The sequence below is a fragment of the Desulfovibrio simplex genome, assembly GCF_055387835.1.
Genome location: NZ_AP042377.1, coordinates 3,433,426 through 3,460,192, shown reverse-complemented (window position 1 = coordinate 3,460,192; position 26,767 = coordinate 3,433,426). Strand labels below are relative to the sequence as shown.

General features: G+C 57.9%; 21 protein-coding genes. 18 read left to right on the top strand and 3 right to left on the bottom strand.

Going from position 1 to position 26,767, the window contains the following annotated elements; all coding sequences use genetic code 11:
* Positions 1–135: 135 nt before the first annotated feature.
* The 17 genes from ACZ5DH_RS14070 (at position 136) to ACZ5DH_RS13990 (ending at position 21,061) form a co-directional block, all read left to right on the top strand.
* A complete protein-coding gene (locus ACZ5DH_RS14070; protein WP_464254872.1) occupies positions 136–2,229 on the top strand; it encodes an AsmA family protein in 2,094 nt (697 codons plus the stop codon).
* A gap of 426 nt (positions 2,230–2,655) precedes the next feature.
* A complete protein-coding gene (gene motA / locus ACZ5DH_RS14065; protein WP_464254871.1) occupies positions 2,656–3,504 on the top strand; it encodes a flagellar motor stator protein MotA in 849 nt (282 codons plus the stop codon).
* A gap of 424 nt (positions 3,505–3,928) precedes the next feature.
* A complete protein-coding gene (locus ACZ5DH_RS14060) occupies positions 3,929–4,639 on the top strand; it encodes an OmpA/MotB family protein (RefSeq protein WP_464254870.1) in 711 nt (236 codons plus the stop codon).
* A 497-nt stretch (positions 4,640–5,136) separates the two neighbouring features.
* Positions 5,137–5,781 carry a shikimate kinase AroL gene (gene aroL / locus ACZ5DH_RS14055; protein ID WP_464254869.1) on the top strand — a complete coding sequence of 215 codons (645 nt, stop codon included), beginning with the start codon at positions 5,137–5,139 and terminating at the stop codon, positions 5,779–5,781.
* Complete coding sequence (locus ACZ5DH_RS14050) at positions 5,774–6,841, top strand: glycosyltransferase (RefSeq protein WP_464254868.1); 1,068 nt, start codon at positions 5,774–5,776, stop codon at positions 6,839–6,841. The genes aroL and ACZ5DH_RS14050 overlap by 8 nt, the downstream gene beginning before the upstream one ends.
* A 330-nt stretch (positions 6,842–7,171) precedes the next feature.
* Positions 7,172–7,591 (top strand): ATP synthase F0 subunit B, encoded by a 420-nt coding sequence (locus tag ACZ5DH_RS14045; RefSeq protein WP_464254867.1) that lies wholly within the window; start codon positions 7,172–7,174, stop codon positions 7,589–7,591.
* 105 nt (positions 7,592–7,696) lie between these two features.
* The gene (locus tag ACZ5DH_RS14040; RefSeq protein WP_291303473.1) at positions 7,697–8,278 is read left to right on the top strand and encodes an ATP synthase F0 subunit B; all 582 of its coding nucleotides are present in this window, start codon (positions 7,697–7,699) and stop codon (positions 8,276–8,278) included.
* Positions 8,275–8,826 (top strand): ATP synthase F1 subunit delta, encoded by a 552-nt coding sequence (gene atpH / locus ACZ5DH_RS14035; protein ID WP_464254866.1) that lies wholly within the window; start codon positions 8,275–8,277, stop codon positions 8,824–8,826. Before ACZ5DH_RS14040 ends, atpH begins: the two co-directional genes overlap by 4 nt.
* Before the next feature lie 3 nt (positions 8,827–8,829).
* A complete protein-coding gene (gene atpA / locus ACZ5DH_RS14030) occupies positions 8,830–10,338 on the top strand; it encodes a F0F1 ATP synthase subunit alpha (RefSeq protein ID WP_464254865.1) in 1,509 nt (502 codons plus the stop codon).
* 26 nt (positions 10,339–10,364) lie between these two features.
* Positions 10,365–11,249 carry a F0F1 ATP synthase subunit gamma gene (locus tag ACZ5DH_RS14025; RefSeq protein WP_464254864.1) on the top strand — a complete coding sequence of 295 codons (885 nt, stop codon included), beginning with the start codon at positions 10,365–10,367 and terminating at the stop codon, positions 11,247–11,249.
* 11 nt (positions 11,250–11,260) lie between these two features.
* Complete coding sequence (atpD, locus tag ACZ5DH_RS14020) at positions 11,261–12,682, top strand: F0F1 ATP synthase subunit beta (RefSeq protein ID WP_464254863.1); 1,422 nt, start codon at positions 11,261–11,263, stop codon at positions 12,680–12,682.
* Positions 12,683–12,764: 82 nt separating this feature from the next.
* Complete coding sequence (locus tag ACZ5DH_RS14015; protein ID WP_464254862.1) at positions 12,765–13,169, top strand: F0F1 ATP synthase subunit epsilon; 405 nt, start codon at positions 12,765–12,767, stop codon at positions 13,167–13,169.
* A 497-nt stretch (positions 13,170–13,666) separates the two neighbouring features.
* The gene (gene lepA / locus ACZ5DH_RS14010; RefSeq protein ID WP_464254861.1) at positions 13,667–15,472 is read left to right on the top strand and encodes a translation elongation factor 4; all 1,806 of its coding nucleotides are present in this window, start codon (positions 13,667–13,669) and stop codon (positions 15,470–15,472) included.
* 572 nt (positions 15,473–16,044) lie between these two features.
* Positions 16,045–17,004, top strand: coding sequence for a glycosyltransferase family 2 protein (locus tag ACZ5DH_RS14005; protein WP_464254860.1), 960 nt, complete (start codon positions 16,045–16,047; stop codon positions 17,002–17,004).
* Positions 17,004–18,854 (top strand): asparagine synthase (glutamine-hydrolyzing), encoded by a 1,851-nt coding sequence (gene asnB / locus ACZ5DH_RS14000; RefSeq protein WP_464254859.1) that lies wholly within the window; start codon positions 17,004–17,006, stop codon positions 18,852–18,854. The genes ACZ5DH_RS14005 and asnB overlap by 1 nt, the downstream gene beginning before the upstream one ends.
* Entirely contained in the window at positions 18,851–19,198 is a 348-nt protein-coding gene (locus tag ACZ5DH_RS13995; RefSeq protein ID WP_464254858.1) for an EamA family transporter, read from the top strand. Before asnB ends, ACZ5DH_RS13995 begins: the two co-directional genes overlap by 4 nt.
* A 30-nt stretch (positions 19,199–19,228) precedes the next feature.
* Positions 19,229–21,061 carry a DUF6056 family protein gene (locus tag ACZ5DH_RS13990; protein ID WP_464254857.1) on the top strand — a complete coding sequence of 611 codons (1,833 nt, stop codon included), beginning with the start codon at positions 19,229–19,231 and terminating at the stop codon, positions 21,059–21,061.
* A gap of 310 nt (positions 21,062–21,371) precedes the next feature.
* Here ACZ5DH_RS13990 and ACZ5DH_RS13985 read toward each other — a convergent pair whose 3' ends face one another.
* From ACZ5DH_RS13985 to ACZ5DH_RS13975, 3 genes are all read right to left on the bottom strand, one after another.
* Positions 21,372–21,734: a hypothetical protein gene (locus ACZ5DH_RS13985; protein ID WP_464254856.1), complete on the bottom strand. Its 363-nt coding sequence runs from the start codon at positions 21,732–21,734 to the stop codon at positions 21,372–21,374.
* 304 nt (positions 21,735–22,038) lie between these two features.
* Positions 22,039–23,064 carry a cytochrome d ubiquinol oxidase subunit II gene (cydB, locus tag ACZ5DH_RS13980; protein ID WP_464254855.1) on the bottom strand — a complete coding sequence of 342 codons (1,026 nt, stop codon included), beginning with the start codon at positions 23,062–23,064 and terminating at the stop codon, positions 22,039–22,041.
* A gap of 2 nt (positions 23,065–23,066) precedes the next feature.
* Positions 23,067–24,383 (bottom strand): cytochrome ubiquinol oxidase subunit I, encoded by a 1,317-nt coding sequence (locus ACZ5DH_RS13975; protein ID WP_464254854.1) that lies wholly within the window; start codon positions 24,381–24,383, stop codon positions 23,067–23,069.
* A 242-nt stretch (positions 24,384–24,625) separates the two neighbouring features.
* On the opposite strand from ACZ5DH_RS13975, the gene htpG reads away from it, so the two are divergent.
* The gene (gene htpG / locus ACZ5DH_RS13970) at positions 24,626–26,602 is read left to right on the top strand and encodes a molecular chaperone HtpG (RefSeq protein WP_464254853.1); all 1,977 of its coding nucleotides are present in this window, start codon (positions 24,626–24,628) and stop codon (positions 26,600–26,602) included.
* Positions 26,603–26,767 lie beyond the last annotated feature (165 nt).

Genomic DNA, 26,767 nt, shown 5'->3' with positions numbered 1-26,767 from the left:
CCCTTTTCGTATAAAGGAAAAGGTGGGGAGAGAACCGGGCCGGGCCCGGCACTGATCCTGGCGCTATCCGCGCGCACGGCAGCCTTTGCCGGTCAGGGGTTTTTCCGGCATGCGTGCCACGAGAGTTTTGGAGACATGATGAAACGTTTTCTGCTTTGGACCGCTGGCGTGCTGCTGGTTGTCACGGCGGCCCTGGCCATTGTTCTCAGCCAGATAGACACCGCCTTTGTTGTCCGCCAGATCGCTGACGCCACGGCCAGGTCCACGGGCAAACCGCTGGTTTTTGAAGCTGTGCCGAAGATTTCCTTTTTCCCCCCAGGCGTGCGCTTCGGGCAAGTCCGCTGGGGCCAGCCGGAGATGGGCGACGGCCTCGTCTTTTCGGCCAAGGGCGGCATGGCGGAACTGGAGTTGATGCCGCTGTTCTCCGGCTCCATGGTCGTGCGCGAAGTTCGCCTGGACAATCCTGTGGTGGAGATACGGCAGTACGCCGCCGCACCTGGGGCCGGCGACACGGCCTCGCCCGCTGGCGCGGCTCCCGGCTCTGGCGCTGGTTCCGACGCCACTGGCGCGACAGGTCCCCGGGTCTCCGGCGGTCCTGCGGCCCCGCCCACTCCCACGGCAGGCGTCAAGGCTCCGGCTGTGGAGCAGGCCAAGACGCTTGAAAGAGCGGCTCCGGCCATCGAGCTGAAACGCCTGGTCGCGCGACAGGGCACCGTGCGCTATACGGACGCGCAGGGACAGACGCTGACCCTCGGCGATCTGAATCTTTCTGTGGAAAATCTGCGGCCAGGGCAAGAGGCTGTCGCCCAGTGCGACTTCACCTTCACCACCAGCCGCCCGGATACGGATACGGCAAAGGACGGCAAGGCCGGGGCCGTGCCGCTGTCGGGCAATCTGGCCCTGTCGGCCAAGCTGCGCTATGCGCCGCCTAACCTCGCCCTGCGCCAGACCTTGCTGACCCTCAGTCCCCTGACCGGCCCCCTGCCCAGGGAAGTCGGCCCCCTGCAACTGAATATCGAAGGCAGCCTGGACACAGACGCATGGCGCATGCATGTGGCCAAATGCTGGATTGCCACGCCACAGGCGCGCCTGGGCATTCAGGGCGAAGCGGCGTTCAACCCGCCGGCTTTCACGGGCAACCTTGAACTGGACGGATCCTTGCGCAAGCTGGCCGCCCTGGCAGGACAACCGCTCAAACCCGCCCCGCGCGACGTCACGGACGCGCTCAAAATCAAGAGCAGGCTGGCCTATGGCGACAACAGTCTCAATCTTTCCGACATTGACGCTCTTGTGGATGATGTGACCCTGAACGGCCAGCTCCGCCTGGGCATGGAACCGGGCGCGCCCCTGTCCATCACGACCGATCTGCAGATCAGCACCGTTAATCTGGATGCCTACCTGCCCCTGCCCGAGAGCAGCAAGCCGCAGGAGCAGACGGCTGACGTGCCGAAAGGCAAAAAATCCGGAGGAACCGAAGCTTCCTCCCTGCCCGACATCAACATACGGGCCGCGCTGGCGGGCATCCGTCAGGGCAAGGTGCGCGCCAGGGATGTGCAGTTCGCGGCTCAGGGCCTGCGCGGCAACTACAAAATTTCGACATTCAGTTGCATCCTTGGCAGCGGCGGCGTCATCAAGGCCGAGGGCACGGCCAATGTGCCAGCCTCAGCCTATGCCGTTAACGGCACGGCGTCGGACGTGAATCTGGGCGCGCTGCTGGAAAGCCTGGGCAAGGGGCGTCCCGTGGAGGGTTCCGCCCGTCTGGACGCGGACCTGAGCATGAACGGCAAAAGCGCCGCTGCCCTGCAAAAAAGCCTTTCCGGCTCGGGGTTGCTTGAAATACGGCAAATGCGCCTGAAAGGCCTGCCAACCCTGCCCGCCAACGTGCCCGGCATCGTGGGCAAGCCTGTGCCGGACACCTTCGACCTTGCGCGCGCGCCCTTCACCGTCAAAAACGGCGACATCCACGCGAGCCCCGTCACGGTGAGCGCCACAGGGCTCAGCGCCCGAGGGCAGGCGAAAATCAGCCTGCCGCGACAGTATCTCGAAGCATCCGCCACAGTGGAAACCCTGGGCATGAGCCTGCCGGTCGTTGCCAGGGGGCCGTTCAGCAACATCGCCTACAGCCTTGATCCCCGTTTTGCGCAGGGCAGGGGCAAAAAGCTTCCGGACTTGTTGCAGGACGGCATACGCGGCGCGGAAGGACTTGTGCGCGGCCTCTTCGGCAACTAGACGAAGGGTATGGCACTCTGTATAACATTCAGGCAGACAAAGAGAAAATACTGTCTGATTACTTTATAATCTTATATATTTTCCGGTTTTCGCCCGGACATTTCCCCATGCCGGGGCTTGCCTTTTCCGCGCGACAGGCTAAAGGTTTTATACAGACAGGCGTTAAGAATGTAGGAATCCCCGGGCTGAGCCTCCCTCAGAGTCGCGTACGGCACTCTGGAATGGCCGGAAAAGGGCTTTGACTGCGCGGCATCCTGCTGGCATGTTTGCCACTGCGGGCCTGGCGACGGCATCGTCGACCAATGGCCGGACAAGTGCGGGCAACGGGCACATACCTGCTCCGCAACACTTTTCCGGGGAAGCACATTTCCCCGGCACGGCAGGTGATGGAACGACACAGGACGAATTGAGCCTACAGGCGGCACTATGTATTTATTAATAGGTCTTGGCATCGTTGCGGCTTCGGTGTTTACGGGATACACCCTTGCCCACGGTGAATGGGGCATCCTCTTTCAGCCCGCGGAATTCATTATCATTCTCGGCTGCGGCCTGGGGGCCTTTTTTGGTTCGCAGACCAAGTATACATTCGGGCTTATTCTCAAGAGCATGAAGCACCTTTTTGCCGACCCCGGGTCCAGCAAAGGGCGCTATCTTGAGACGCTGGCCCTGCTTTACGCGCTCTTTTCCAAAATGCACCGCGAAGGCGTCATCAGCATCGAAAGTGATGTGGAAAAACCCGAATCCAGCCCCATTTTCAGCAAATATCCCAACGTGTCCAAGGACACAAAGATCGTCAACTTTATTGGCGACACCCTGCGTGTCTACCTGACCACGGGTGACCCGGCCGACATCGACAGCCTCATGGACGTGGATATCGCCACCATGCGCGAAGAAGGCACCCTGCCCGCCCATGCCGTGGGGCACATGGCCGAATCGCTGCCAGGCATGGGTATCGTCGCCTGCGTGCTCGGCGTGGTGCTCGCCATGGGCAAGATCAACGAACCGCCGGAAGTTCTCGGCCACTACATCGGCGCGGCCCTCGTCGGCACATTTTTTGGTATTCTCTGCTGCTACGGCCTGTTTGGCCCCATGGGCTCCAAGCTTGAAAACTACGTGGCTGAAGAGCATTTTTACTATCATTCCATCAAGGAAGCCGTGGCGGCGGCCATTCGCGGGTCCACGCCCCTTATCGCCGTTGAATACGGGCGCAGGGCCATCCCCTACCCTTTCCGGCCCACCTTTGCTGAAATGGAAGACAGACTGAAGAGCGGCTAGAGCATTTTACCCTTGCAAATGGGTCGATGCTCTAACGCTGTACGAGAGCGCAGCCCACAACAACGTGGCGTGGATCCAGCCGGGCTTCAGCCGTTGCGACGGCTGTCGCTATCCGTAAGCGGCAAAGATCCGCTAACGGCTACCGCAAAGCGCATTTTTCGGCTGAATGAAAACTTTGAAATGTGAAGCATTTCAAAGTTAATCTGGTCCAGGCAAATCAGGCCGCGTACCCCGCCCGGCGCTTTGACCTTGCGCCAGCGGCCCCTGCCTGCCATAATGGCCCATGGCCGGGACGGGCAAAAGGCAACGCGCTTCAGCCCCCCGGATTGCCCCCCATGTTTCACAGGTTGGCCTGGGGGAACAGGCATGACAGTCCCTCGCGTGCGGCTCTTGCGCGAGACATCTACGATAAGGAGTTTTCTCTATGGGCGGCGGCGCATGGAAAGTCGCGTATGCCGACTTCGTAACGGCCATGATGGCCTTTTTCCTCCTGCTCTGGGTTCTCAGCATGGTGCCGCCCGAAACACGGGCGGGTCTGGCCGCCTATTTCAGCGGCGACCGTAACTTTGACTCCAGTTCCACTTCACCCATCTCCAACAATCCCTTCATTCAGAACACGGACAAGATCGACGCGCGCGACATCAAGATATCTGAAGTCGAAAAATCCCACTACGCCATTGCCCAGAAAATCAAGCAGATGCTTATGTCCGATGCCATACCCCAGAGCGCTTCGGGCATCAGCGCCGACGACGTGGGCGTTCAGTTGCGCGTCAACTCCGACATCATGTTCAAGCCCGGCAGCGTCGATCTGCTGCCCGATGGCGAAAGAGTGCTGACCGCCGTGCTTGACCTTATGGAAGAATACAATCTGTATCTTGTGGTGCGCGGCCATGCCGATTCGGCAGAAACGGCCCCGCCCTTTTCCTCAGCCTGGGAGCTGTCCGGAGCGCGCGCCGCTGCCATGGTCAACTATCTGGTGCAGCATGGCGTCAAGGCCACGCGCATGCGCGCTGTCAGCTATGGCGACACCCGGCCCCTCAAACCCGGCATCGACGACCAGAGCCGCGCCATGAACCGCCGCGTGGAGTTTTTCTTCCACAGGCCGGAAGTCATGTCATACAGCGTGGTTTATTAGAGCATTTTAACTTTGAAAAAGTGTAAATGCCCTAACGCTGCGCGAAAGCGCAGTGCGCCACAACGTGGCGTGGCTTCTGCCGAAAAAAGCGGTTTTCGGCAGAATAACAACTGAAATGAAAGCATTTCAGAATTACTCTGATCCAGGAATTTTCTGACTATTGACATTCCGGCGGGCTGAAAGGCAAAGACCTGTCATGACGCCCTGAGTGAGCGGATCCCCTGAGAACACACATTCTCAAAGCTGACGCGCCCCGTCGGCGCGCTGGCGCGATGCGTTTACGCTGCCCGCGCTTTCACGGTGACCACTCGCCACGCGACCGCAAGCTACACTTTCGGAATACACGGCGCTGATGCCGCAACCCTTGTGCCGCCCAGCGCCGGGCCGCGGCCTCGCCGGGCTGCCCCCGGAAACAGCATGGGCGGCACAGCGTGCTGCCAATAAATCACTTTGAACCGTGCACTGCCCACCGGGCAGCCACAGCACCAGGAAACCCCATGCCTCTTATCTTCCTTGTGGGTCCACGAGCCTGTGGCAAAACGACCATTGGCCGTCTGCTGGCGCAACGCCTTGCGCTGCCCTTTATTGACACCGACCACTATCTTCATGAACAGATGGGGTGCAGTGTGTCCCAGATAGTGAAAACAGAGGGCTGGCCCAGCTTTCGCAAACGCGAGAGCGATGCGCTGCGGGCTGTCGCGGCCATCCATCCCCAGGGGGCCGTCATAGCCACAGGCGGCGGCATGGTGCTGGACGAGCAAAATCGCGCCTTCATGCGCGAACATGGGCACGTTTTCTATCTGTCAGCCCCTGAGGAGGTCCTGGTGGGGCGGCTTTACAACAATCCCCTGTCGGCGCAGCGCCCGTCCCTCACCGGCGCGGACTTCAGGGACGAAGTGTGGCAGGTGCTGCGGGAGCGGCTGCCGCTCTATCATGAGGTCGCGCATCACCATCTGGACGCCAGCCAGTCTCCGCGCCACATAACTTCACAAGCCATGGATTTTCTGAACAGCCTGACCGTATTGGGTGCGGAGGCCATGACGTGCTACGAGGCGGACAGGGGTGTGGAAACAGAAGAGGCATCTGCTGCTTCCCCCCTGCGTCAGCCCACCCAACACGGGGCCGCTTCTGACAGTGAATAGGTCCCGCGCTTCCGTCGCGGACGCGCCGCCCCTTGTTTCGGTTCTTCTGCCTGCGTTCAATGCCGTCCGTACGCTCAAGGCGGCATTGAACAGCCTTTTTGTGCAGGAAGCGACAGTCGGTTGCCCCCTCCCCCCTTTTGAGATCATTGTTATTAACGACGGTTCCACTGACGACAGCGCCGCGCTGCTCGAAACCTGCGCCAGCGAAAACGCCGCTCAGGGCAGACTGCGCGTTGTGCACCTGCCGCACGGCGGCATCGTCGCCGCCCTGAACGCCGGCCTGGCAGCGGCACGCGGGCGCTTCATCGCCCGCATGGATGCCGACGATACGGCCCACCCCCAGCGGCTGTCCCTGCAAACCGCCCACCTTTGGAGCAATCCAGATCTCACGCTTTCGGCCAGTCTGGCCGCATTCGGCGGCGACCGCACAACTGCTTACGGCTTTGCGCATTTTGTGGACTGGCAGAACAGCCTGCAATCCCCGGAGGAGATCAGCCGCCACCGCTTCAGGGATACGCCGGTCTGCCACCCGACCACCATGTTCCGGCGGGAGGCGGTTGACCGTTGGGGCCCCTATGCCGACGGAGACTTTGCGGAAGACTGGGAACTGTGGCTGCGCTGGCTGCACAAGGGCGCGGTAATGGAAAAACTGCCGCAAACACTGCTGGTATGGAACGACGCGCCCGACCGCGCCACCAGAACGGACAGACGCTATACGGCAGAGTCCTGCGACCGGCTGCGGGCGCTGTGGCTGGCCCGGCACCTTACGCGGCACAACCCTTTTCACCCGTGGGTATGGGTGATTGGCGCCGGCCGCATGGCGCGCAGAAGGCTCGCGCCTTTGTGGCGGCTTGGCGTGCGCCCGGCTGGGTACATAGACATTGACGCCAAAAAGATCGGCAATGTGGTGGACGGCGTTCCCGTGCTTGGCCGACAAGCCCTGCCGGAGCCTGGCCGCTGCCGCGTCCTCAATGCCCTGACAGCGCATGGCGCAGCCGAAGAGGCCGCAAACTGGCTTGAACAGCGGGGATACAGCCCGACAGACTGGATACTTGTCTGACCAAACAAACAATTTGCGATATTCATTTGCATTACGCAAGTGTTTTCTTTCATGATCTCATTGCCCTCCCAAAACCCCAAAATGCCCCAAAAGGCGTGTGTCCCTGCTGCCAGCATGCCGGTGTCCGAAGCCCGGCGTCGGGCGCCGGTACGTACGGCCGCTTGCATCCATTTTTTAACATGCTAAAATTACACGCAATTATAAAAAAAGTTTCAGACTTTGCGAAATTTGTCACCAATACCCTTTGACAGAACAGGGGCAAGGAGATATGTTGCAAGGGCTTAATGTCTTTTTCATTCCTACAATCCGACATCATCGGGAGGATGCGGCATGCTGGATCTTAACGTTACATTGATCTTTCAGCTGGTGAACTTTCTCGTCGCCATTTATGTGCTAAACATCCTCCTTATCCGACCCATCCGCGATATCATAAAAAAGCGCAACGGCATCATGGACGGCATGGCCGAAGAAGCCGAGTCTTTCGAGTATCAGGCTGCGGAACGCCTTGCCAACTATGAGGCCGAATTGGCCCGCGCCCGTCAGGACGCCGGTCTGACCCGTGAAGAAGGCCGCGCCGCAGGCATGGTTGAACAGCAGACGCTGGTGGGCGAAGCCCAAAAAAGCGCCCGCGACATCCTTGCCGAAACCCGCGATTCCTTGCGGGCCCAGGCGGCCAAGACCCTTGACGAGCTGAGAAACCAGGTGAGCGATTTTTCCGCCCGGCTGGCGACCAAGCTTCTCAAGGGTTAGTTTTTGCGCTTTTTTGGTTCCTTTTCGGGCGCCTTTCAGGCGATCCGGCTTCTTTAGGCACAGTCTACGCTATTGCATTATTCTCTGAACAGAGGGGGGTGGGCTTTGAGCAAATGGAAACACGCGGGTTATATCCTGCCGCTCGTTATTGCCTTTGCCGCGCTTGTCTTCATTCCTTTTGAGGCGCTGGCCTCTGAAGGGCATGGGGGACCGCGCTGGGGGGACTTCGGCTGGCGCGTGCTGAACTTCGTGATCTTTGCGGGCATCCTCTGGTACTTTGTTGGTGGACTGGCCAAGCGCTTCTTCAAGAATCGCCGCGAGACCATCAGTGGAGCGCTGGACGACCTGGATGAACGCCGCGCCAAGGCCAAGGAACAGTTGGCCGCCGTTGAGTCGCGCATTGCCCGCCTCAACGAGGAGCGTGAAGCCATTCTGGCCGAAAGCCGCAAACAGGCCGAAAACCTGAAAGCGGGCATTGTGGAAGAGGCGCACCGTCAGGCGGCGCAAATTGTGGAGCAGGCGCGCATGACCGCTGAAAATGAAGGCCGTGCCGTGCTTGCTGAAGTGCGCGCCGTCATTGCGGACGAAATCGTGGACGCCGCCGAAAAGGCCTTGAGCAGCAAGCTCAATGCCGAAGCCCACGACAAGCTTATCGCCAACTCCCTTAAAAAGGTGGTGCTCCATTGATCGACACCGTGGTTGCACGCAGGTACGCCAACGCCATCTTTGCGTTGGGCAAAAAGGATGGGGACGAAGCCTTGAGTGCGCGGGGCGAATGCCTTGCCGCTCTTGGTGAAATGCTTGTCGCCACGCCGGGACTTGACCTGACCCTCAAAAGTCCCGTGATCGGCGTGGAGGAAAAAAAGGCAGTTCTCGACAAGCTGCTGGGCAAGCTCAAGGCCGACCAGACTATGCGCAGCTTCTGCTTTCTGTTGGCAGACAAGGAAAGGCTCGCCTTTCTGCGCGAAATTTCCGCCTGGTATGGCAAACTGCTTGACGAGGCCAAGGGCATCGTGCGTGGCCAGCTCGTCACAGCAGTCAAACTTCCTGCCGACAAAAAGGCCAAGCTCAAAGAATCGCTGGAACAAAAAACCGGCGCCGCCATTGAGCTCACCTTTGCTGTCGACAAGGACATACTAGGGGGTATGGTGCTCAAAATGGGTGACCGGGTGCTGGACGCAAGTCTGCGCGCGCAATTGGGTATCCTCCGGGAGACATTCAAGAGGGGTGAATAGCACATGCAGATCAAAGCGGAAGAGATAAGCAAGATCATTGAGGATCAAATCCAGAACTACGAGCAGCGCGTAGAAATGAGCGAAACCGGCACCGTGCTCTATGTTGGTGACGGCATCGCCCGCGTCTACGGCGTGCAGAACGCCATGTCGATGGAACTGCTGGAATTTCCCGGCGGCGTCATGGGCATGGTGCTCAACCTCGAAGAGGACAACGTAGGTGTCGCTCTGCTCGGTTCGGACGTGGGCATTAAAGAAGGCGACCCGGTCAAGCGTACCGGCAAGATCTTCTCCGTGCCTGTCGGCGACGGCGTTATGGGCCGTGTGCTCAACCCTCTGGGTGAGCCCATCGACGGCCTTGGCCCCATCGAGGCTGCCGCAGTGCGCCCCGTGGAAATCAAGGCCCCCGGCATCATCGCGCGTAAAAGCGTGCATGAGCCCATGCCCACGGGTCTGAAGGCCATTGACGCCATGACGCCCATTGGCCGCGGCCAGCGCGAACTTATCATTGGCGACCGCCAGACCGGTAAGACCGCTGTGTGTATCGACGCCATCCTGGCGCAGAAAGAAACGGACATCCACTGCTTCTACGTGGCCATCGGCCAGAAGAAGTCCTCGGTGGCTCTGGTGGCCGATACCCTGCGTCGCCACGGCGCGCTGGAGTACACCACCATCATTTCGGCCACCGCGTCCGATCCCGCGCCGCTCCAGTACATCGCGGCCTACACGGGCTGCACCATGGCGGAGTACTACCGCGACAACGGCAAGCACGCCCTCATCATTTACGACGACCTTTCCAAGCAGGCCGTGGCCTATCGCCAGATGTCCCTGCTGCTCCGTCGTCCTCCGGGACGTGAAGCCTTCCCCGGCGACGTGTTCTACCTGCACTCGCGCCTGCTCGAACGCGCGGCCAAGGTGAACGACAGTCTCGGTGCCGGTTCCATGACGGCTCTGCCCATCATTGAAACCCAGGCCGGCGACGTGTCCGCGTACATCCCCACCAACGTGATCTCCATCACGGACGGTCAGGTGTACCTGGAACCCAACCTCTTCAACGCCGGTGTGCGTCCGGCCATTAACGTGGGTCTTTCCGTGTCCCGCGTGGGTGGCGCGGCCCAGATCAAGGCCATGAAGCAGGTGGCGGGCACCATGCGTCTTGACCTTGCCCAGTATCGCGAACTGGCGGCCTTTGCCCAGTTCGGCTCTGACCTGGACAAGGGCACCAAGGCCAAGCTGGACCGCGGCGCGCGTCTGGTGGAGCTGCTCAAGCAGCCCCAGTACCAGCCCATGCCTTCCAATGAACAGGTCGCCTCCATCTACGCCGCCACGCGCGGTCTTATGGATGACGTGCCGGTGGAAGACGTCCGCCGTTTTGAAGCCGCCATGCTGACCTTCCTGCGCGACACCAGGAAAGAAGTGCTGGACGCCATTAAAGAAAAGAAAGTCATTGACGAGGCTGTGGAAAAAGCGCTTACCGAGGCTATTGCCGCCTTCAAGCAGGGCTGGACGGCCTAGGGGCCCCCAATATCCGGGAGAAAAGCATGCCTTCACTCAAAGACGTAAAAATGAAGATCGTGGGGGTCGGTAAGACCAAGCAGATCACCAAGGCCATGAACATGGTGGCCTCGGCGAAGCTGCGTGGCGCTCAGGCCCGCATCGAGCGCTTCAGGCCGTATGCGGCCAAATACCGCGACGTGCTCGCCGAACTGTCGAGCAAGGTGGAGGGCAACGCCCACCCCCTGCTGGCCGAGCATGAGGAAAAGAAGCATTGCGCCATTGTGCTGGTGACCTCTGACCGCGGGCTCTGCGGCAGCTTCAACGGCAATATCATTGCCACTGCGTTGCGGCTGGCCAAAGAGAAAAAAGCGGAAGGCCTTGAAGTGAGCTTTGTCTGCATGGGCAAGAAGGGCCGTGACGCCGTCAGGGCGGCCGGCTACAAGATTGTCAAAGCCTATGCGGACCGTATGGGCAGCATCGACTTTGCCCTGGCAAGCTCCGTGGCCCAGGAAGTCATTCACGGCTACGAAACCTTTGGTCTCGACGAAGTGTGGCTGATATACGGCGAGTTTGTGTCCATGGGGCATCAGCCCCCGCGCAGTCTCTGCCTGTTGCCCCTGAAAACGCCTGAGGCTGAGGAAATCGCCGAAGAAGCCGGAGAACCGCGCTGCGAATACGTATACGAGCCGCAGGAAGAAAAGCTGTTGGCGGAGCTTCTGCCCCGCTACGTCAAGGTGCAGGTTTACCGTGGCATGCTGGACACTTCTGCCAGCGAACATGCGGCCCGCATGGCCGCCATGGACAACGCCACGCGCAACTGCAACGAAATGATCAACATGCTGACCCTGCTCTATAACAAGACGCGGCAGGCTTCCATCACCAGCGAACTCATCGACATCGTCGGCGGCGCTGAAGCGCTGAAGGGTTAAGGAGCCAACTAATGAGCAAAAACATCGGTAAAATCGTCCAGGTTATCGGCGCTGTTGTGGACGTTGAGTTCACCGACGGCAACCTGCCGAATATCTTCACCGCCCTGGAGATCAAAAATCCGAACAACACCGACGCCCCCTACCTGGTCTGTGAAGTTGCGCAGCACCTGGGCGACAACGTTGTTCGCACCATCGCCATGGACGCCACCGAAGGTCTGGTGCGCGGCATGGAAGCGGTTGACACCGGTCAGCCCATCATGGTGCCCGTGGGCAAGCCCTCTGTGGGCCGCATCCTTAACGTTATCGGGCATCCCGTTGATGAACTGGGCCCCATTAACGCTGAAAAGTACTATCCCATCCACCGTCCGGCTCCGGCCTTCACTGACCAGAACACCAAGGTCGAGCTGCTCGAAACCGGCATCAAGGTTGTGGACCTGCTTGTGCCCTTCCCCAAGGGCGGCAAGATGGGCCTCTTCGGCGGCGCCGGCGTGGGCAAGACCGTTATTCTGATGGAGATGATCAACAACATCGCCAAACAGCACGGCGGTTCCTCGGTCTTCGCGGGCGTGGGCGAACGCACCCGTGAAGGTAACGACCTGTATCACGAACTCAAGGATGCGGGCGTTCTGGAACGCGCCACCCTTGTATACGGCCAGATGAACGAGCCTCCGGGAGCCCGTGCCCGCGTGGCCCTCACGGCCCTGGCCTGCGCGGAATACTTCCGCGATGAAGAACATCAGGACGTGCTCCTCTTCATCGACAACATATTCCGCTTTACCCAGGCCGGCTCCGAAGTGTCCGCCCTTCTGGGCCGCATGCCTTCGGCCGTGGGCTATCAGCCCACCCTCGGCACGGACCTTGGCTCGCTTCAGGAACGCATCACCTCTACCAACACCGGTTCCATCACGTCCGTGCAGGCCGTTTACGTGCCCGCCGACGACTTGACCGACCCGGCCCCGGCCACCACGTTCTCGCACCTGGACGGCACGCTCGTGCTTTCGCGCCAGATCGCGGAACTTGGCATTTACCCCGCCGTGGACCCGCTGGACTCCACCTCGCGCATTCTCGCCCCCGACGTGGTGGGCGAAGACCACTATATGGTGGCCCGGCGCGTGCAGATGGTGCTGCAGAAGTACAAAGAACTGCAGGACATCATCGCCATTCTCGGCATGGACGAACTGTCGGACGAAGACAAGCTCACTGTGGCGCGCGCGCGCCGCATCCAGCGCTTCCTGTCCCAGCCCTTCCACGTGGCCGAAACCTTCACCGGTACCCCCGGCCAGTATGTGAAGCTTGAAGACACCATCAAGGGTTTCAAGGGCATCCTGGACGGCGCGTACGACCACATGTCTGAAGGCGACTTCTACATGCTGGGCGGCATCGAACAGGCCGTGGCCAAGTACGAGCAGCGCAAGCTGCAGGAAGAAAACTAGATCGTTGACAGTCCAGTGACCGTGCCGTGTGGCGCGGTCACTGGACAAACGCATCTGGCATATCAGGAGCGAAGGAGTACCTATGGGCACACTGCAACTGGAAGTGGTGACGCCGGACAAAACCGTGGTAAGCGGCGAAGTTGAAATGGCCGTCTGCCCCGGTGTTGAAGGCGAATTCGGCGTGCTGCCCAAGCACGTCTCCCTGCTCTCCGCTCTCAAGATTGGTGGTCTGCGCTATAAGCTGGCTGGCGGCAAGGAAGAACACGTGTTCATATCCGGCGGTTTCGCCGACGTGAACAACGACGTGCTCACCGTGCTGGCCGAGTCTGCCGAAATGGCGCAGGATATCGACACAGCAAGAGCCATGGCCGCCAAGGAACGCGCTGAAAAGCGCATTGCCAGCCATGACGAGCAGATTGATTCGGTTCGCGCTGAAGCCGCATTGCACAGGGCTTTGATCCGCCTGCAACTGGCACAGTTCCGCTAGACCGTTTTTGTTCAGAGCTGACAGGCCGTGCGGCGTTTTACGCTGTACGGCCTTTTTGTTTTTTTAGGGAAACGCTGATTTATTCCGTTTGGCGGCGTTGCTTCACTTTTTTTGAAACAGTCGAGGACGGAAGAGTCCACTCCTGCTTCAAAAAAAGATCGCGCCTTGCCAAACGAAATAACTGCGCGTTTCCAGCAGGCTCTTTAATCAGTTAGAACAGATTTCCGCTGAAACGCTTGATATTTCAAATCCCCACTCTGCCGAAAAGGCTATTTTTATCGAATCTGCACAATGTTGCTGTGCGCTGCACACTCACACGCTAGACGGGTAACACTTCTATTCTCCTGCACATAGCTGCGCAAGGTTGCAGAAAGGCTGAAATCCATCGCACATGCCTCTGCCGCGGCCCGGCGAAACTGCTGGCCTTTGCATGGACTTCGTGACAAATCTTGGCTATACAGATCAGCTACGCAACCAGATTTTACGCAGGAAAAAACATGGTCAAGCAGGAAAATATACGCAATTTTTGCATCATCGCCCATATCGACCACGGCAAGTCCACGCTGGCCGACCGCATTCTGGAACTGACCAAGGTCGTCAGCCAACGCGAGGCGCGCCAGCAGTATCTTGACAGGATGGATCTGGAGCGCGAACGCGGCATAACCATCAAGGCCCAGACAGTGCGCCTGCCCTATATTGCCGCCGATGGTCAGGAATATGAGCTCAACCTCATCGATACGCCCGGCCACGTGGACTTCAACTATGAAGTATCACGCTCCCTGGCCGCCTGCGAAGGCGCTCTGCTGGTGGTTGACGCGACGCAGGGCGTGGAAGCGCAGACCCTGGCCAACGTGTATCTTGCCCTGGATCACAACCATGAAGTGCTGCCTGTACTCAACAAGATAGACCTGCCCAGCGCCGAGGTTGACCGCGTCAAGGCCGACATTGAAGAAAGCATCGGCCTGGACTGCTCCCAGGCCCTGCCCGTATCCGCCAAGACGGGTATGGGCGTTGACGCCGTGCTTGAAGCCATCGTTCAGCACCTGCCCGCGCCCAAGGGCGACAGGGCGGCCCCCCTCAAGGCGCTTATCTTTGACTCCTGGTACGACAGTTACCAGGGTGTCGTGGTGCTTTTCCGTATTATGGACGGCGTCATCCGCAAGGGCGAAACCGTGCGCCTCATGAGCACGGGTAAGGACTATGAAGTGCTGCGCCTGGGCGTATTTTCGCCCGAAGCCGCTGACGTCAAGGAACTGCTGGCTGGCGAAGTGGGTTTTCTCTGCGGTTCCATCAAGGAACTGGGCGACGCCCGCGTGGGCGACACCATCACCCATGCCGACCGCCCCGCCGCAAGCCCCGTACCCGGCTTCAAGGAAGTGAAGCCCATGGTTTTCTGCGGCCTCTACCCCACAGAGTCCGAGGACTACGAAAACCTCAAGGCCGCCCTTGAAAAGCTGCAACTCAATGACGCGGCCTTTTCCTATGAGCCTGAAACGTCACAGGCCCTGGGCTTCGGTTTTCGTTGCGGCTTTCTTGGCCTGCTGCATATGGAAATCATTCAGGAACGGCTGGAGCGGGAATTTGAGGTCGGCCTCATCGCCACCGCGCCTTCGGTGGTGTACAAAGTCGACACCAATGACGGCAAAACGCTGGAAATCGACAACCCCAGCCATCTGCCCGATCCCACCAAGATCCACACGCTGTACGAGCCCTACGTCAACATGGACATTCACGTGCCCAACGAATATGTGGGCAACGTCATGAAGCTCTGCGAAGAAAAGCGCGGCACCCAGAAAAACCTGCACTACCTCGCTTCCAACCGCGTGGTGGTCACCTACGAACTGCCCTTTGCCGAAATCGTGTACGACTTCTTTGACAGGCTCAAGTCCGCCACACGCGGCTATGCCTCCATGGACTATCACCCCCTGGACTACCGGGCCTCCGACCTCGTGCGCCTCGACATCATGCTCAACGGCGAGACCGTGGACGCCCTGGCCGTCATCGTGCACCGCGACCGCGCCTACAGCTACGGACGCGGCCTGGCCCTCAAACTCAAGCGCAGCATCCCGCGCCAACTCTTCCAGGTCGCCATTCAGGCCGCCATCGGACAGAAAATCATCGCCCGCGAAACCGTCTCCGCCTTCCGCAAGGACGTTACCGCCAAATGCTACGGCGGCGACATCACGCGTAAGCGCAAACTGCTGGAAAAGCAGAAAGAGGGCAAGCGCCGCATGAAGCGCATGGGCAACGTGGAGCTGCCGCAGGAGGCATTTCTGGCCGCGCTCAAGGTGGGCGACGACTAGGCGAAGCCATGCCGCCGGTGCGCAGCGCTTTGGCAGAACACGGTTAAAACGCATAAGGGACCTTACAAAAGGATTCCCCGAATAGATATTATATAAGCATCTTAAAGTTCTGTGATGCTTATCGTGAAGATAAAATAAAGCATAAACAAGCCCAACCTGCCACACGTAAACTAACGTCAACCCGATAATCTTTCTAAATCCACCTTGGAAGAGTAAAATCATGCGCAAATATATACCGACTTATGGAAAAACAACCTCCCATTTGTCTATTGTGGCGCATTCGTATAACGTGTTGTGTCTTTTTGTGGACATGGACGTAACGCTTTAGTTTTAAAACTGGACGCAGAGTGAACAGTGCGCTGTCACGCTGCATTTGGAGCAGATAAACAATGAAATACTTCACATTTCAATTTGTTATTCTGCTGAAAAATACGATTTCCGGCTGAATCCACGCCACGTTGCGGCGCGCTGCGCTCTCGTGCAGCATGGAGCATATACTTTTTTCAAAGGCAAAGTGCTCCAGCGCATACATAATTTGTGTCTTTTTAACCCTGTAACGATGTTAGGTCGAAATGGTCAGCTTAGTTATTCCCGTATACAATGAAGAAGAAAGCCTGCTGCGGTTGTTTGAAAAAATTCATCAACTCACGAAGCACCTTCCGGAAATGGAAGCCATCTTCATTGACGACGGCAGTAAGGACAATTCTTTTTCCCTGTTACGCGAAGCCGCAACGCGGCATGACTATATTAAAGTCGTAAAACTTGCACGCAATTCCGGGCAGACCGCGGCTATTCAAGCCGGTATTGACCATGCCTGCGGCGACGTGCTTGTTTTTCTGGACAGCGACCTGCAGAACGATCCGGCAGATATCCCCGCCTTGCTTGCCAAGCTGGATGAAGGATACGATGTGGTTTCTGGATGGCGTAAAGACCGTAAAGACAGCGAACTCAAGCGCAACCTGCCCAGCCGTGTAGCCAACAGCATCATCTCAAAAATTTCCGGCGTGCACCTTAATGACTATGGCTGCACACTCAAAGCGTATCGCAATAATGTGATCAAAGATGTACGCCTGTATGGCGAAATGCATCGATTCATTCCCATCTACGCTGCCTGGCAGGGAGCCAGAGTGACAGAAATTCCTGTCACCCACCACGCGCGGGAATTTGGCAGTTCAAAATATGGCCTTGAACGTATTTTCAAAGTCATCCTGGATATTTTTGTCATCAAATTTCTGGACAGCTATCTGACCAAGCCCATTTATGTGTTCGGCGGATTTGGCATCGCGGCTTTTTCGTTAGCCCTGCTCACACTGCTCTGGGCCTTGAGCCTTAAATTCTTCTGCGGTGTCAGCCTGATCCAGACGCCACTGCCACTTTTCAGCGGCATTACTTTTCTGCTTGGCTTCATGTCCATTCTTATGGGGCTTCTCGCCGAGGTGCTTTCCCGTACCTATTTCGAGTCACAACACCGGCGGTCCTACATCGTGGGTCAAGTCCTGAATCTGCCGGATTCATCGCTTGAGGATCGTTAATGTGCGGCATAACTGGTTTCTACGGCGCAGGTTCGCGAGATGACATCCTAAGCATGACATCAGCCTTGCGCCATCGAGGCCCTGACGACGGGAATATCTTTGTGGATGCGGCTCTTCATCTGGGACACCGCCGCCTGAGTATCGTAGACCTGACTCATGGGCGCCAGCCGATGCAAGACGCCGCCACAGGGACAACCATTGTCTATAATGGCGAAATTTATAACCACGCTGAAATCCGAGCCCAGCTTGAAGCTCTGGGGCACGTTTTTGTCACTGACCACTGTGATACTGAAACAGTGTTGCGCGCCTTTCTGGAATGGGGAACGGACTGTTTTGCGCGATTCAACGGAATGTTCGCCCTGGCCATCTACTGCCCACAACGACGAACGGTCTGGCTTGCCCGTGACCGTTTTGGCGAAAAGCCGCTGTTTTACACACACAATTCTCACGGATTCGCTTTTGCCAGCGAAATCTGCGCGCTGGCCCGCTGGCCGCATTTTGACGCAAGCCTCGATCAGGCCAATGTACAGCGATTCTTTGGCTGGGGCTATCTGCCGGGTGGCCGTACCCTGCACCCTGGCTGCCGCAGTCTGTTGCCTGGGTCATGGCTTGAGCTGGATCTTGCCACCCGCACACAAAAGCATACCCGCTACTGGGAATTTGAACTCACGCCAGACGATTTCCTCACTGACAAGGATGAAGAGCGCCTGGTGGAGGAATTGCGTCACCTACTGATAAAGGCCGTCGAACGCAGACTGCTGAGCGACGTGCCCCTTGGCATATTTCTTTCTGGCGGCCTGGATTCCAGTTCGGTGCTGGCTGCCGCCGCGCGGATACTGCCGCCGGACCATATCAGCGCCTTTACTGTTGGTTTTACCGAGCCGAGCTTTGACGAATCGGGCAACGCTCGGCAAGTGGCCGAAGCTTTTGGCGTGCGGCACCATGTATCTGTGCTCGATGCCGAACGCATGCAAGCTTCTGCTCCCGATATTCTGGCTCACATGAGTGAGCCCTTGGGAGACGCTTCCCTTGTCCCGACCTTTCAATTGGCAAAATTTACTCGTCAAAGCGTTACTGTTGCTCTGTCCGGCGACGGCGGGGATGAGCTTTTCGCAGGGTATGACCCGCTGGCGGCGCTCAAACCTGCAGCACTGTACCGTGGGCTTGTGCCCGCCCCCCTGCACAAACTTCTGCGGCGCGCGGTGGGTCTGCTACCCAGTTCTGATCGCAACATGAGCTTGGAATTTAAGCTGAAACGCGTTTTACGCGGCCTTTCCCATACCAAGGGCATGCAGCTGCCTCTGTGGATGAGCCCCCTGGAGCCGGCAGAAGTCCGGCGCTTCTTTGACTGCCCCCTCAGCGCTGAAGAAATTTACGAAGACGCCCTGACCCTGTGGGATGCCCATGCCGGTAGCGACGACATGAGCCAGGCCTTACTGTTCTTTACCCGTTTCTACCTTCCTGACGATATTTTGGTAAAAGCGGACAGAGCCAGTATGATGGTTTCTTTGGAAAGTCGGGCTGTTTTTCTGGATAATGACATCGTGGCCTTTTGCCAGCGCCTGCCCAACTCTTTCAAGTACCGCAATGGCACGCGCAAATATTTATTACGCAAAGCCCTTGCCGGCTGGCTGCCAGAACGTATCTTGGCCTTGCCCAAGAAAGGTTTTGGCATCCCCCTTAACCGCTGGCTTCGCGACATGTCCTCGCCCTCTGGAAATGTGCCGGGGCTGCACGCCCAGGCAGTGCGCAGTTGTGAAACCGCCCAAAAGGCCCGCAAGGGCGATCATCGTCTCTTCTTGTGGTGCCTGCACGCTCTTGATGGCGTGCGCAAAGGTCTCGCGATATGATGAGTTCTCTGCCCTCCTGGCTGCTCATGCTGCCCGTGGTGGCCGTCAATGTTTGCGCCAGCCTGCTGCTGAAAATCGGCGCGGACGAAAAACCTGCGGCCCTGCTTTTGGGGCTGATGAGTTGGCGCTCCTTTTGTGGCCTGGCCTGCTTTGGCATAGGAGGAATCGCCTACGCCTATATGCTGCGCCACGTTACACTCAGCGTGGCTCAAGCAGTTCTTTCTTCGCAGTATATTTTCACCGTGCTAGGCGCATGGCTTTTGCTGCATGAACGCATTGACTCCGTACAAGCTGGCGGCTTTGTACTGGTTGCTATTGGTATTGCCCTGATTGTTTCGCGGTGATTATCGAGTTACCCCAAACGCCTATCTGACATGACCAAGAAAATCATTACTCTTCCCTTTATCCTCGCCTGTATTTTTGTCTGGGGGCTGATGCTGTATTTCCTCCTCATGACGCCATATATGGCAGACAACTTCCTGTTCAGTCGCTATATGTTTCCAGGCTATGCCGCCTTTATGTCAGGAGCGCCCATCGAACGCCTGGAGCCTATGACGCTTTGGACCGCAGTACATCAAGCCATCCATATGTACAGCTCCTGGTGTGGCCGTTTTACTGGCAACCTGGCAGTATACCTCATCTTTCTTCTGCCGTACACCGCCTATGCCTTTTTGGCCGCCACGGCCTTTGTTGTATACGTATTGCTGCTGCATGCCTGCATCTGGGGACACCGCTGGAGAGACACCCTCAATGCAGGTTGGGTACTTGGTCTCAGCGCATTGCTGTGGGCGGGCCTGCCTTCCTTTGGTTCGGCTTTTTTCTGGATCAGCGTTGGAGGCTCCATAGCTCTTCTCGGGCAAGCCCTGTTTTTGCTGCCCTACCGTCTGGCCCTTGACCCCAATGCGTCCACGTCGGCAGATTCCTATCCGCGTTGTGCCCTCTTTTTTCTTGCGGGTATGGCTGTGGCCTCTTTGGATTTCCCCACAAGCGCGGCCATGCCTGTGGCCTCCCTCGCTTGCGTGGCATGGCTGTACTTTCAGCAAAAGGCCGGAACACGCCGGTTACCTCGCATGCTCCTCGCCGGGGCGCTGGGCGTATGCCTTGGGGCCGCCTTCACTCTGCTGGCCCCAGGCAATGCAGAGCGTATGCGCCTGAGTTCCGATCAGGGCCTTCAGGCATATCTGGCCAGCAGTTGGGGCGAAAGAATTGCATCCTATTTTCTCAATCTGCCCCAGGCAGCCCTGATGCAGGGAGTGCCCCTTGTTCTCCTTTTGTGGGGTTGCTGGTCCCTTTATCAATACCACGGCAAAAATTGGTGGCGACACCTGCCACCAGCGGCCTTTCTTTTTTTACTGCCTGCTGCGGCCACTCACGGGGCATATCTTTTCACCTTCTGGCCTCCGGCTCGTGCCTTTGCAACCACGGCGGTTCAGCTGATAGTAGCTGCTGGAATTGTGGCCTGGACGGCCCTTCCCACAGCCAACCCCGGCGCCCTTCGGGTTTTCCGCAAATTGCGCGCCGTGCTGTGCATCTTTTGCATTATAAGCCTTGCCCAGGAAGTATGGGCCTTTTATCAAGTGGATCAGGATATTGCGGCCCGCGAAGTTGTCTTCCATGCACACAAAGGCGGCGATGCGCGAGTACCGGCCCTTACAGTAAGAGGCAACAGATATATGGTTCTTGGTTCTGACTTGCAGGATATCGACACAGACCCGCAACATTGGGTCAACCGTGCCGTAGCAGCATGGTATGGCCTCAAAAGCGTCGCCATCACAATGTCCCCGCCACGCTTGCTGCACCCGTCTTCAGGGTCGGATTTTTCAACGCAGGTCGGCCTGACACAGGACGGCACCATACTGCACGCGCGGTATCAGGGTTCGGCGGAAGGACTGCATCCCGAAAGCCTGTACGTATACTACTATGGAGCCCCAGGTCTGTTAAGCAAACTGCCGCAGTACGCGGCCGACCCGATATTTCGCTGGCTGGAAAAAGGTAAAGACGGAGACCTGCGGCTCCTGCTTGTACCCATCCTGTTGGCTCGCGCCGATATAAAGCTCCGCTGGAACGCTGATGCAACGGCTCAGGGCAAGACAAAATTGTGGGGATTGTTCCCGCTGTCTGGCGACGTGTGGCTGGTGCGTCCAGGCGAGCAAAAAATATCCTTTGATATCATGACGCTACACGAGAGCCCGATTTTAACCCCATAACAAACTGCGGCGTCCAACCCTGTGAAGGGGCACGCGTATTGGCCAAAACCCATTCGGCAAGCAAGGGTTCTGTTTGAACTGCTCTTAGAGCGTGTTAACTTTGAAAAAATGTAAATGCTCTAATGTTGCACGAAAGTGCAGCGCACCACAACATGGCGTGGATTCAGCCGAGCTTTAGCCGTTGCGACGAAGGCTTCAGCCGTTGCGACTCAGGAAGCTACGGATAAAGCCCCGCCAACGGCTACCGCAAATCGCATTTTTCGGTTGACTGAAAACTTTGAAATGGGAAGCATTTCAAAGTTAATCTGCTCTAGATGCGCATGTGTCGCATCCGCTCATCGCTCACGCCCATACGCCGCATGCACATGTCAAAATAGGCCCGCCACGGAAAATAGCTTGAGTCGCCCCGCCATTCCGGGTTCATTGACGTGGCTTCGCGTTTGCACTGCCTGTAGGCTTCGAGGTCCTGCTGCTCTTCAAATGTCAGGGGCCGCCGCTCGCGCGGCGCGCAAGCGCCAAGGCCCAGAGCAAGGCCCAGTACAAGGGCAAGGCACAGCATCGGTATCAGCAAGAATCCCCCGCCCCTTGCCTTTTTCGCCATTACCGGCCCGGTTTCTTTCCCGCGCCGCCATACACACACCCGACGCCACAAGGTCATTGTTGTCTTCTTCATATTTCCTCCGCCAACACTGTTCCTCACTCATGCCTTTTGCGTCCCATGCGCTCCCATTTTCCGGGGGCTCAGTCCGGCATATCAGCGAGCAAGAAACGGTTCGTACCTGCTGGATTGGACCTTCAAGGCCACAATAAAAGTTTTAGGGGGAGAGGGTGTGGGGGAGGAGACCCTTTTTCAAAAGGGTCCCTCCCCCACAAAACATTTCAAAATACCCATGCTCCAACCTTCCTCTTTTTCTTTATAATGCACAAGGCCGCGCCCCAAAGGGCGCGGCCTTGTTTCAACCATTTTGCAAACAGCCTTAGTAGGCGTGATCGTCGTCCAGATCCTTGGGCAGCACTGGCTCGGAGAACAGCCGGTACATCCAGAACTGATACAGAAGCACGATGGGCACCATGACCAGAGCCACCCCAAGCATGATCTTGAGCGTCAGCTGGCTTGAAGCGCCGTTAAAGGCCGTCACGGTGGCGGCAGGATCTATGGAAGAGATGATCATGCCGGGGAACATGCCCACAACGCCGAAGAAGGTGACGCCAAGGATGAACAACGCGCTGAAAGCCCAGGCGCACCAGAGCTTGCCCGCGTGCAGCATGATGCGCGCGCCCACAAGTCCTGCCAGGGCCAGCAGAGGCAGCACCAGCAGAATGGGCATGGCCAGATAGTTATCAAACAGCTTGGTGTAAAAAGCCGAGAGAATAAGAAAGGCCACCAGCAGCACCAGCATGATGGGCCACACAAAGCTGGCCGTGGCTACCGCGCGGGTTTGCAGGTCGCCGCGACTCTTGATGGCCAGCCACAGCGAGCCGTGCAGCACGAACATGCAGAGGAAGAACACGCCGCCCGCCAGTCCGTACACATTGAGCAGGGCGAGCAGGTTGCCGTGGTAGACGCCCTGGGCGTCCACGGGAATCCCCATGAAAAGGTTGGCGAAGGCCACGCCCAGCAGGATGCAGGGCACCAGGTTGGACACAAAGTGTACGCAGTCCCACAGGCTACGCCAGGCGTCGTGCTCGACCTTGCTGCGGAACTCAAAGGATACCGCCCGGAAGATCAGGGCGAAAAGCAACATCAGCAAAGGCGCGTACAGCGCGCTGAACATGACCGCATAGGCCTTGGGAAAAGCCGCGAATGTCACGCCGCCCGCGGCGATAAGCCACACTTCGTTGCCGTCCCAGAACGGCCCGGCGGCGTTGTACATGATGCGGCGTTCCGACTCGTTTTTGCCCAGAAAAGGCAACAGCGTGCCCATACCAAGGTCAAAGCCGTCCAGAATGAAGTACACGGCCCACAGCAATGCCCACAGCACAAACCAGATGGTTTCCAGCATGGCTACACCTCCTGGGCGTCCGGGCCCTTGATGGCAAATTTGCGCAACAAATAGATGTCCAGGATGCCGAGCAGCGAGTACACGCCGATAAAGGCGATCAGCGAGATAAGCACGTTATCGGCCGGAACCGGCGAAACGGCATCCGTTGTACGCATGAGATTATAGACTATCCAGGGCTGACGGCCAATCTCCGTCACTGCCCAGCCCACCATCAGACCGATGTAGGGCAGCGGAATATTGAGCACAAGCAGCTTGAGAAGCAGAGTGTTGGGCACTTCCTTTTTGCGTTGCAGGAAGGCCCAGAAGGAAAGCGCCAGGAATATGCCGCCAAGGGCGACCATAGTGCGGAAGGTGAGGAAGGTCGGCAGCACAGGCGGCCTGTCTTCCTTGGCAAAAGCCTTGAGGCCCTTGACTTCGGCATGCACGTCGTCAAAGGCGATCCAGCTCAGAAGGCCAGGAATGCCGAGGGCCTGCACGGTATTGGTTTCATTTTCGGGGTCAGGCCACACCAGCAGGTAGAAGGGCACGTTGGTATGTGTTTCCCAGTGCGCTTCCATAGCCGCCAGCTTGGCGGGCTGATACTTGGCCACGGTCTTGCCCTGCTGGTCGCCCGAAAGGGCCAGAAGCAGCGCGAAAATCAGGGTAAAGGGAGCCACCATCTTGAACGCGCGGCGGAAAAAGTCGGTATTGCTGCCGCGCAACAAGTGCCAGGAAGAAACGCCAAGCACAAAGAAGCCGCCAAGCACCCACGAAGCAAGGATCGTATGCGCGAACATGCCCCAGCCGTATGGGTTGGTGACGACCTCGTAAAAGTTCGCCAGTTCCGCGCGTTTTGTGACTTCATTGATGTAGTAGCCCACGGGATTCTGCATGAATCCGTTGGCAAGGATGATCCACAGGGCGGAAAGGTTGCCCGCGAGGGCAACCAGCCAGATGCTGGTCAGATGCAGCTTCTTGCCCACGCGGTTCCAGCCGAAGTGCCACACCGCAAGAAACGTGGATTCAAGAAAAAAGGCCACCGTGGCCTCAATAGCAAGGAGCGAACCAAAGATGTCGCCCACGTATTCCGAATATCGTGACCAGTTGGTGCCGAACTGGAATTCCAGCGTGATACCGGTCACCACACCCAGGGTAAAGTTTATGACAAACAGCTTGCCCCAGAATTTGGCCTGTTTTTTCCAGAACTCGTCCCCGGTACGCACATAGCGGGTCTCCATCAGGGCAATGATTACCGAGAGGCCCAGCGTGAGAGGCACGAAAATGAAGTGAAAAAACACGGCCACAGCAAATTGCAGACGCGAAAGCATTACAACGTCCATTAGGCCCTCCTTGTATATCCTCTTTGTGCTTACTCTTTTCAGTCATTGAAGGCAAGTAATTATGAATATCGATATCCCCTTATTTCCTTGCATGGCGCTGGTTTAAATGTTCCGCCATTATGACGAAAATGCCTTTGGGGCAGGCCGTTGGCCAATTTTTTTTCACAACAATGCCGCTTCCGCTCTTGAAAAAACTGGAAGCTGCATTACTTCTAAGGATATCACTTTTCAGGAGGTTTGTCATGGCAGAGGCTGGTAAAAAACCCCGCCAATTCCGTGCAGAGGTGCGTAAGGTTTTACACATCCTGACCAACTCTCTGTATACCAACCGTGAGATTTTCTTGCGTGAACTTGTTTCCAACGCCTCGGACGCGCTGGACAAGCTGCGCTTTCGCATCAATCGTGGCGAAAGCCCCAAACTGCCCGACCTGCCGCTGGAAATACGCATAACCCTCGACAAAGACGCCAAAACCCTCACCATAGCCGACACCGGCCTTGGCATGACGGCGGATGAACTGGCCGAAAACCTGGGCACCATAGCCAAATCTGGTTCCGAGCAGTTTCTGGCCGACATCGCGGCCGAAAACGCCGCTAAGGCCAAGTCCGGCAACGGCCGTGGCGACGACAGCGCCGAGGGCGAAGAAGTAGTGGCTGACGCCGCCAACATTATCGGCCGCTTTGGCGTGGGCTTTTATTCCGTCTTTATGGTGGCAAACAAGGTTGCTGTCACCTCGCGTCCGGCTTTTGGCGATGACGACGCGGCCCACACCTGGACCAGCGACGGTCTTGGCACCTACACCGTGACCACATCCGACGGGGCCGAACCCGCACGCGGCACGGTCATCAAGGCCTGGCTCAAGGACGACGCTGTGGAGTTTCTTGAAAAATTCCGCGTGGAGTCGGCCATCCGCAAGCATTCTGCCTTTGTGCCTTTTCCCGTTTTTGTGGACAACGAGCAGGCCAATACCCAGCCCGCCCTGTGGCGCGAACCCAAGTTTTCCATCACCAGGGAGCAGTACGCGGCCTTTTACAAAGCCCTTACCTACGACAGCGCGGATCCGCTGGACGAACTGCACTTTTCGGTGGACGCCCCCGTACAGTTCAACGCCCTGCTCTTCATCCCCGACAGCGCACAGGATTTCTTCGGCTCCGACCGGGATTTCTGGGGGCTTGATCTCTACGCCCGCCGCGTGCTTATCCAGCACCGCAACAAGGAACTGATCCCCGAATACCTGGCCTTCCTCAAGGGCGTGGTGGATACCGAAGACCTGCCCCTGAACATTTCGCGCGAAACCCTTCAGGAAAACGTGGTGCTGCGCAAGATCAGCCAGGTTGTGGTCAAGCAGACCCTCAACCACCTTGAAAAACTCGCCCGCGACGATGCCGAAAAATACAACGCCTTCTGGCGGCTGCATGGCAAGATCTTCAAGCTTGGCTATCATGACTTTGCCAATCGCGAGCGCGTCACCGCGTTGCTGCGCTTCAACTCCTCCACCCTGGCCGACGCCGAGGCTCTGAGCAGCCTTGACGGCTATATGGAACGCGCCCCTGAAGGCCAGAAAACGTTCTGGTATGTGGCCGCGCCCAACCGCGAGGCCGCCCGCCTGAACCCGCATATGGAGCGCTTTCGCCAGAAGGGCATTGAAGTTCTTTACCTCTTTGAACCCATTGACGAATTCGTCATGGACGGCCTCGGCCGCTACAAGGAATGGGAGTTCAAGTCCGTGGAGGCCGCCTCCGACGACGCACTCAAGGATTTTGCCGACAAGGAAGAGCCCGCCCGCGAAGCCGTCGCCCCCCTTTCGGACGAGGACTCCACCAGCTTTGAAGCCCTGCTGGCCAGGATGAAGGAAATTCTTGGCGACAAGGTTACGGACGTGCGTGTTTCGCACCGTCTGGCCGACAGCCCGGCCGTGCTTGTGTCGCCTGACGGCGGCATGTCCTCATCTATGGAAAAGCTGCTCAAGGTCATGCAAAAGGACGATTCCCTGCCGGTCAAGGTGCTGGAAGTCAATCGCGACCACCCCCTGCTCCGCAACATGCTGCGCATGTTCAAGGCCGACAGGGACGACAAGACCCTGGCGGAAATGACGCAGGGACTCTTTGACGCCAGCCTGCTGCTGGACGGCTACCTCAAGGATCCGCAGGCCCTCGCCGCCCGTACCAACAAGCTGCTTGAAGAAGCAGCCGCGTGGTACACCGAGGTTCGCAAAATATAGGGAACCGCTGATTTATTTTGGAATGCTTTGTGGGGGAGGGACCCTTTTGCAAAAGGGTCTCCTCCCCCACACCCCCACCCCCTAAAACTCTTGTTATGGTTTGGTGGGTTGAAAGGGTGCTCTGTTTTGAAGCTGGGGTGTTGAAGACGGCCTCTTCCAGCATCC

Excerpts from the sequence above, each read along its gene's own strand:
- lepA (WP_464254861.1), top strand. The coding sequence starts at position 13,667 with ATGGTCAAGCAGGAAAATATACGCAATTTTTGCATCATCGCCCATATC.
- ACZ5DH_RS13995 (WP_464254858.1), top strand. The coding sequence starts at position 18,851 with ATGATGAGTTCTCTGCCCTCCTGGCTGCTCATGCTGCCCGTGGTGGCC.
- motA (WP_464254871.1), top strand. The coding sequence starts at position 2,656 with ATGTATTTATTAATAGGTCTTGGCATCGTTGCGGCTTCGGTGTTTACG.
- aroL (WP_464254869.1), top strand. The coding sequence starts at position 5,137 with ATGCCTCTTATCTTCCTTGTGGGTCCACGAGCCTGTGGCAAAACGACC.
- ACZ5DH_RS14005 (WP_464254860.1), top strand. The coding sequence starts at position 16,045 with ATGGTCAGCTTAGTTATTCCCGTATACAATGAAGAAGAAAGCCTGCTG.
- ACZ5DH_RS13985 (WP_464254856.1), bottom strand. The coding sequence starts at position 21,734 with ATGAAGAAGACAACAATGACCTTGTGGCGTCGGGTGTGTGTATGGCGG.
- ACZ5DH_RS14070 (WP_464254872.1), top strand. The coding sequence starts at position 136 with ATGATGAAACGTTTTCTGCTTTGGACCGCTGGCGTGCTGCTGGTTGTC.
- atpD (WP_464254863.1), top strand. The coding sequence starts at position 11,261 with ATGAGCAAAAACATCGGTAAAATCGTCCAGGTTATCGGCGCTGTTGTG.
- asnB (WP_464254859.1), top strand. The coding sequence starts at position 17,004 with ATGTGCGGCATAACTGGTTTCTACGGCGCAGGTTCGCGAGATGACATC.
- cydB (WP_464254855.1), bottom strand. The coding sequence starts at position 23,064 with ATGCTGGAAACCATCTGGTTTGTGCTGTGGGCATTGCTGTGGGCCGTG.
- ACZ5DH_RS13990 (WP_464254857.1), top strand. The coding sequence starts at position 19,229 with ATGACCAAGAAAATCATTACTCTTCCCTTTATCCTCGCCTGTATTTTT.
- htpG (WP_464254853.1), top strand. The coding sequence starts at position 24,626 with ATGGCAGAGGCTGGTAAAAAACCCCGCCAATTCCGTGCAGAGGTGCGT.
- atpA (WP_464254865.1), top strand. The coding sequence starts at position 8,830 with ATGCAGATCAAAGCGGAAGAGATAAGCAAGATCATTGAGGATCAAATC.
- ACZ5DH_RS13975 (WP_464254854.1), bottom strand. The coding sequence starts at position 24,383 with ATGGACGTTGTAATGCTTTCGCGTCTGCAATTTGCTGTGGCCGTGTTT.
- ACZ5DH_RS14045 (WP_464254867.1), top strand. The coding sequence starts at position 7,172 with ATGCTGGATCTTAACGTTACATTGATCTTTCAGCTGGTGAACTTTCTC.
- ACZ5DH_RS14025 (WP_464254864.1), top strand. The coding sequence starts at position 10,365 with ATGCCTTCACTCAAAGACGTAAAAATGAAGATCGTGGGGGTCGGTAAG.
- ACZ5DH_RS14015 (WP_464254862.1), top strand. The coding sequence starts at position 12,765 with ATGGGCACACTGCAACTGGAAGTGGTGACGCCGGACAAAACCGTGGTA.
- ACZ5DH_RS14060 (WP_464254870.1), top strand. The coding sequence starts at position 3,929 with ATGGGCGGCGGCGCATGGAAAGTCGCGTATGCCGACTTCGTAACGGCC.